The following is a 6,552-nucleotide window of genomic DNA, read 5'->3' as shown; positions in this document are numbered from 1 at the left end:
CGCCAGATGGTTTTTGGGTAGCCAAGATTAAATGAATCCCTAGGGAACGTCCGATACGAGCCGTTGAAACCAACTCTTTCATGAATTCCGGTTGTTCAGCTTTCAATTCCGCAAACTCATCACTGATTAAGAAGAGGTTAGGATAACAGGCAAAGCTATGTATTAATGGGATGAAAAATAAATTGAATAGCTATAGTCCCATCGAAATTGTATTATTTAATTTTAACATAACGTACGATATTTTTTTATTTCAGTAGTACAAAAACTAGCAGAATCTACTACTTTTTTAAGTAGATTCTGCTAGTTTATTGAAAATTATATCTTCTCTCTCTTCCGAAGTACCTCAATTTGACTATTCATTTTTTCTAGTGTCAGGGTGAAATCTTTTTGGAACGCTGAAAAAATTTTAGAACAAGAATGATAATCTTTAATAATTTTTTTCTTATTGACAGGACGATGGTTGTCGCTAAAAAATTGAGTGAGTAAGTGTAAAGGCTCGTTCCAAGAATTTAGTTGTTCTAAAAGGTCATGTAAAGAATAAATGTCTTGATAAGTCACTTTTTTAATCGGTTGATTATGTTCAGTTTTGATATGAGTATGCTTCATGTTGTCCTCCTTTAAATAAATGCAGAGAATTTCGAAAACCTATGGTATACTCAACTTGTCTAGGGGAGAGTTAAGATTTAAGAAATTCATTTCTTTATTAAAGCTCTTCTTTTTTTGTTTGAATTATTTTGCCATCTCCTTTCAATATTCTAAAAAAAGAATAATATATTCGCTTTAATGAATATATAGTATCGTAAACTGAATAATCAGTCAATGCTTTTATTCTGTTTGTGGAATTATTTATTCGTATAAGTGAACTAATTGTGTTGACTGACAAATGTAAACATTTTATACTGATAAAAGAATGAGTAGAGAGGACTAAAATAAATGCCAATCATTTATAATCGTTTGTGGAAATTATTAATAGATAAAGAAATGACAAAAACGCAGTTGCGCAAAGAAATCGGGATAGGTACAGCAACGTTAGCGAAGCTATCAGCAAATGAGAAGGTATCAATGGATGTGATTGAACGGATTTGTAAGGCACTTGATTGTCAGCCAGGAGATATTATGGAATATGTGGAACAAAAATAGAGAAAGTTTGAAGCCGACTACTACGCTTCAAACTTTCTCTTTATTTTTTTACTTTCTTTCTTTAGTTTACAAGACTATAAGTACATTATGGATGATTAAAACCATTTTCGAAAATAGTTTCTTATTTTTTGGAAGTGTATATTTTTCTTTTTATCAATTTTTATCTGAATCAGTACGTCAAAGACATATTCATTAAATACCTCTTTACAAATAACATAAACAGTGTCGTCTAGTATTAAGCTATTCCTATTTGCATATTCTTTCATTTCTTTTAGACAAAGGCTAAAATTATCAAGATTGTCTGCTTGCCTATAAATAAGAGTTGGGGCTATAGATAAGAAATTTTTAAATTCCCCTATTTGAAGTTTCGGCTTTTTCTGATTATGCAAAATAATAGGTACATAGAATACAAATTCTTTTTTTGTGTTAACAGTAGCGTTGTCTTTAAACGAATAAAAAAATGTTCCTGATTTATACAACTTATTCTGTAAAGTCAACTCATTTAATTTGTTTAGTTCATGTTCCCATTGAGTTGGAAAGATTTTTTTTGAGAAAAAAACTAAGTTTTTCATACAAATTATATCTTCTTTTATTTTCATAGATACTCCTCATCTTTTAGAATTACGAACTGTTGTAAAAAGCGTTGAACTGCAGAAGAATCATTAAATTCTTCTGCAAGATAAACTGAATATGATTAATAAAAAAGTAAAAGCTATTGTCTTATCCTAGATATTCAAAAACTCTTGTTGCTCCAAGTGAAATTTCCATAAATTTTTTATCATCCAATATTTTGATGAGATGAAAAAAAGGTGCAGTAATTTGTAATCCTTGTTTTTCAACATATTGAATTAACTCACTATAGCTTTCTGTGGTTTTTACATCAAAATTACTGTCGATTCGTGTCATAATCATGTCTCTAACAGAAAAGTAAGTGCGGAAATTTAGCGTTTCTTTGTCCAATGTGATGTTATCTTCTGTAATTGGCTGGAAGAATTCGGCTAAAATTGGCTCATTCTCATTTTTTTGATTAAAGGTATTAATAGAATAAAAGAATGGTCCATTTGGTGTTAAATCATTTGTCGCAATGGTTTCAAAAAAGTCATCTATTGCCAACTGCATTTCTGAGGGAACAAATGTATAATATTTTGATACAACATTTCTAAATTCAATTTTTTGTGCTTCAGCAATCACGTTCAAATCACATCCTTTATAGGAACATAGATATCTAATATATATTCTCCGTAAGCTTCTATACAAACAACAAAAGTTTCCTCATCTAGTATTAGCTGTTCTTCTTCTGCATATTTGTCAATAAGTTTTCTTGCAGAAAGAAAGTTATCTTCATTATCTGCTTGTCGCAATAATACTGCTTCATCAATGGATAATTCATCGATAAACGCTACTGTTGTTAGTTCTGGTGGAAATTCTGTTGTCCAATTGATAGGCATATAAAATGTGAAGGCTTTTTCTTCGTTATCCGGAACATCTTTTATTGAGAAGAATAAGGGACCTGTTTGATAAAGACCGTCTTCCAATTCTAAAACCTCTAGTGTGGTCAATCCTTTTTCCCAATCGCTGGGATGAATTTCTTTTGTAAAGGAAATTAAATTTTTCATATATAAAGGTCGTTTTTCTATTTTCATATTCATTCTCCTTGTCTTGAGTTATTTGTGTCTTAAAAAAGTATTTGGGAATCGGATTTTGAGATAAGCTAAAATAAAAGTTCTGGGTAAGAAAAATGAAAGAGCATAAGAAAAAATTAAGCTAATGATTGGCAAGAATAATCCTCCAGAAATTAATCGAGCTAAAAGTATACCAATCAAAGCTCCAATTCCTGCATATGTCTTGATCTTTTCATTGTTTTTTTTATCTGTATCAGTAATTTTTTTTAGTCTACCTTTTTTAGTTCGATAAAGAATATCATAGTAATAGCCAGAAAAAAGAAAAATTATTAATAGCACAAACAAAATAGAAGATATTTCAGTGAATTTTTGTGAATATTCTTGAATAGTTAAGTTATAATTATTCTCTTCAAAATAAACCTTTGTGAAAAGTACAAAAAAGTTAAAAAATAAAAATACCACAAATAATGTACCTAACCCCATGTTTAAAGTGGTTAAGATTTCTACTTTGGGAGACACGGTTGGATTCCTATTAATAATTATAGTTATTGTTATATATAACAGAAGTAATATTATATATCCGGAAATAAAATATTCAATCCAACTTAAATTAAAACTAAATTTTTTTGGTGCCAAATAATTGAACAAGAGTAGCAGGGATGATAAGAAATATATCGCTATTTGAAAGACTTTTATTCTATTGTTATCGGTACTTCCTAGCCGTATGGCATTACCCCAACTATCAAGTTGTTTTTCATTGAACTGAGATAAACTTATTTTTTTAAGCATTCTTTTAATTCCTTTTTTAGTTATTTATCCAAAGAATCCAGCTAAATTTTTACCTGGATTCTTAAAAAAATTAGAAACTTTTCCTATCCCACTACCTATTTTTTTTGAGATTTCTTTTCCAACATCCTTTATGGCATCTTTGACTCCAAATTTTTCTAGGCCCTCGTTAAATCCCCAACTAAGTACAATTGCTCCAGCAGTTATTGCAACACCTGCAATGGTTCCAGCTCCAGGGCATATGGCTGTTCCAATCGCAGCTGCAGTAGCCATTGAACCTCCCCAAACAGCTCCACTGACAGCTAAATCTGTAGCAGTATTTATAGTACCAGCAATATTTGCCTCCATTTTGGATAGACTGGAATCATTATGGGCATCACTAAAATTATCCCATGCTGACATTCCAACATTGGCTATGAAAAGTCCTTTACCCACTTTACCCAAACCTTTAAAGTTATTTGGTTTAAAATCTGAAATAGCGCCTTCCCCTATTGCTTTTCCAACGCCTTTAACCGTATTACCAATACCACTAGGTTTTAAAAATGCATAATGAGTGTTTGGCAGTTTAAAATTATTTTCAAAAAAATCAGCTACGCCAGGCTTTAATTTGCCACCGGCTTCACTCACATATCTAAATTTACTGTTTGCTCCCCATGCTCGTCGACCAGTTCCAATTTTATCATATAATTCTTTTGTAGTAACCATCCACACTTTTTTTCCGTTTGCGTTGTCTGTTAATACTAAGCTACCATTTTCAATACATTGATAAAAAAACTTCAACCCCCCACCGAGTTCTTTACCATCTTTAATGTGACCAAATATAGTCCAAGCCTTATTAAGTTTTGTAAAATTTCTAGCATTGTAATTGTTTAGGCCTACAGAACCTATCTGTCCCATGGTACTACTTACATGATTTAAACTTTCTAATTGTGTAGAGAAGAGAGTGAAGACTCCAGAAAAGCTACTTTCAAAAGCTTGTAGCTTTTCAAACATCGTTTGAATAATTTTTTTTAATGCAGTCCAAGCTTCATTTGCCTCTGTCAATTCTATTTTTGAGACAGAACAGATACTGCTAACACTTGAGAACGCCGTGTTAATTGATTTTAATTGTTCTTTTGTTGTTTTATATTGAGTTTCTATAGTGGTTTTAAATGTTTCTATTTCACTTTTTTTAATCACACAGCTTGAGGAGTTATCAACTTGGCTGGAGAAGTCTGTTAATGAGCGCTTTAATTCGTCTGAAAACGTTTCAACAACATCTTTATAGCTGTCAGCCAATTTTGAATGAGTATCCTTTAAATAGTTTTTAACAGAGGAGGCACCATTCCCGGAAAAAGAGTCCAAAGTAGCCAAATCATTTGTTGAGCTCTTTAACGTATTTAATTTCCCGTTAAAACTGGTTGAAAAGGAAGCAAAGCTATTACTCCAATCTTGTATCTCACTAATTTTTATTTTACTCATTTTTTACCTCCTATTCTTTTATCTGCTTCTTCTATTGAATTTCCAATACTCTTCATCTGTTGAACATCCGCACTAACGACTGATTTATAAGTAGACAAAAACTGATTCATCGCTTCTTGAATCTCTTTAAAAGTAGGGTAAGGTTCAATATCAGTTTCTGAAATTGATACTGAAATATTCATAGATAAGTTTGTTGCACTTTCAGAAAATTTGCTAATGGCGGCTTCAAATTCCGCTGGATTGTATTTTATTTTTTTCCCCATTTTTTTTTGCAACTCCTTTCAGTTTAAATACTTGATAAGAGACTGGTTAGATTTGTAACAACACCTTCTTGACTAATGATTCTGGTATTTAAATCTTCTAATTCTCTTTCTAATTCTTTTTTTTTGCTTTCTAGTGTTTCAATACCATCAGCTATCTTGGTTTTAGCGCTAGCAATGTTATCTTTCATACTCGAAAATTCAGTGTTGGCATTAGTAGCGTTTTCTCCTTGCCAAAAGGAAGGGTTGATGGTGGTACTAGTCAGTGTATTACTACTGGATTCAAAAGATTCTTTGGAAGATTGAATCGTTTTAAGTGCTGTCTCTAATTTTTTTATTTTTTCTTTTAAGAGAGATTTACTAGTATTCAATGAAGATAATTGAGAAGTTGCATCTGATATTTCTCTGCGTAGTTGACTACGCAGAGCGGATTTTCGTGCCAATTCTTTTGAATCTGTTGTCATATTTTTATTCCTCCTCTGATACAGCAAATTTTATTTTTATAAATTGTTTATCTATGCTGTAATGCGCAGAAAATTTCTCTAATTCCTCTTCTCTGGCCATATATTTCTTATCTATATACTCTTGGTCAGAAATGCGCATAGAGAATACTGCTGTTTTAATCAATTCCTTTAATAAACGTGGAAGTCCCACTCTTGTGCGAGCCATATATTGATGAGAACCAGCTACTATTAAATGAATATTATTAAATTCCCCTATTTGTAATAAATTTTTTAATTCTTCTTCGGTTAATTCAACTAAATCAATAAATCTTTCAATATCAGTAATATAGATAACTCTTTCAGGAGATAGTTCTTTAGTTTCTTGATTCTGAATTTCTTGTAGAAGTAAAGGTTTTATTTGTTTGATGTTTTCATCTTTTGAGATATAGGTATTTACATTTAGATTTATACCGTCTGTAATTTTCCCTGTATCAATAATCATTGTCTGCATAGTTCCTGTTAGTAGTTCAACGCTAGACAACACAGAACGTTTGAGTGGCATAAAGGTATTATTACCCTCACCAAACACCGACAAATGACCGGAGTTTCTAAAGTCTATAGCGATTGGTTGAACCATTTCAAATTCGACACCTAAAGGCAGGATTGCTTGAGTTAGTAAATTTTGTACAGATTTCTTCTTCTTAAAGGCATCAAAGTAAAGCACTTCCGGTACCATCGGAATCTCTTCTGGTCGTCCGCCTGTCCAGTATTCGTCCATTTCTTTGACTTCGGCTTGGATGGCTTCAATGATTTGGAGTGTGTCTTCCCCTTCAGCCGGTA

Annotated in this window: 10 protein-coding genes and 1 pseudogene; 1 reads left to right on the top strand and 10 read right to left on the bottom strand. The window is 31.8% G+C overall.

All coding sequences use genetic code 11. The features are described 5' to 3' along the window. Positions 1 to 142 (bottom strand): annotated as a pseudogene (locus BCR26_RS19180) (FtsK/SpoIIIE domain-containing protein); the annotation flags it as partial. Between the two features lie 173 nt (positions 143 to 315). Continuing rightward, positions 316 to 606 carry a hypothetical protein gene (locus BCR26_RS15820; protein WP_069699927.1) on the bottom strand — a complete coding sequence of 97 codons (291 nt, stop codon included), beginning with the start codon at positions 604 to 606 and terminating at the stop codon, positions 316 to 318. Between the two features lie 327 nt (positions 607 to 933). On the opposite strand from BCR26_RS15820, the gene BCR26_RS15815 reads away from it, so the two are divergent. Next, on the top strand, positions 934 to 1,140 hold the full coding sequence (locus BCR26_RS15815) for a helix-turn-helix domain-containing protein (protein WP_069699926.1): 207 nt from the start codon (positions 934 to 936) through the stop codon (positions 1,138 to 1,140). Positions 1,141 to 1,235: 95 nt separating this feature from the next. Here the strand turns inward: BCR26_RS15815 and BCR26_RS15810 are convergent, their stop codons facing one another. The 8 genes from BCR26_RS15810 to BCR26_RS18615 all read right to left on the bottom strand — a co-directional run. Further along, on the bottom strand, positions 1,236 to 1,739 hold the full coding sequence (locus BCR26_RS15810) for a DUF5085 family protein (RefSeq protein ID WP_069699925.1): 504 nt from the start codon (positions 1,737 to 1,739) through the stop codon (positions 1,236 to 1,238). Between the two features lie 121 nt (positions 1,740 to 1,860). Continuing rightward, on the bottom strand, positions 1,861 to 2,331 hold the full coding sequence (locus tag BCR26_RS15805; RefSeq protein WP_069699924.1) for a DUF5085 family protein: 471 nt from the start codon (positions 2,329 to 2,331) through the stop codon (positions 1,861 to 1,863). A 2-nt stretch (positions 2,332 to 2,333) separates the two neighbouring features. Continuing rightward, on the bottom strand, positions 2,334 to 2,783 hold the full coding sequence (locus BCR26_RS15800; RefSeq protein WP_069699923.1) for a DUF5085 family protein: 450 nt from the start codon (positions 2,781 to 2,783) through the stop codon (positions 2,334 to 2,336). Positions 2,784 to 2,804: 21 nt separating this feature from the next. Continuing rightward, positions 2,805 to 3,551, bottom strand: a complete 747-nt coding sequence (locus tag BCR26_RS18395; protein ID WP_139124974.1) for a hypothetical protein — start codon at positions 3,549 to 3,551, stop codon at positions 2,805 to 2,807. Between the two features lie 24 nt (positions 3,552 to 3,575). Next, the gene (locus tag BCR26_RS15790; protein ID WP_069699921.1) at positions 3,576 to 5,009 is read right to left on the bottom strand and encodes a T7SS effector LXG polymorphic toxin; all 1,434 of its coding nucleotides are present in this window, start codon (positions 5,007 to 5,009) and stop codon (positions 3,576 to 3,578) included. Beyond that, positions 5,006 to 5,272, bottom strand: coding sequence for a TIGR04197 family type VII secretion effector (locus BCR26_RS15785; protein ID WP_069699920.1), 267 nt, complete (start codon positions 5,270 to 5,272; stop codon positions 5,006 to 5,008). The genes BCR26_RS15790 and BCR26_RS15785 overlap by 4 nt, the downstream gene beginning before the upstream one ends. Before the next feature lie 23 nt (positions 5,273 to 5,295). Beyond that, positions 5,296 to 5,733, bottom strand: coding sequence for a YwqH-like family protein (locus BCR26_RS15780; protein ID WP_069699919.1), 438 nt, complete (start codon positions 5,731 to 5,733; stop codon positions 5,296 to 5,298). Positions 5,734 to 5,737: 4 nt separating this feature from the next. Then, a partial coding sequence (locus BCR26_RS18615; RefSeq protein ID WP_211272315.1) for a hypothetical protein occupies positions 5,738 to 6,552 on the bottom strand: 815 nt, incomplete at its 5' end.

It is taken from the genome of Enterococcus rivorum (assembly GCF_001742285.1).
GTDB classification, from domain to species: Bacteria; Bacillota; Bacilli; order Lactobacillales; family Enterococcaceae; genus Enterococcus_L; species Enterococcus_L rivorum.
Note: the sequence above shows the minus strand (reverse complement) of the source record. Positions and strands in the feature narration are given on the sequence as shown.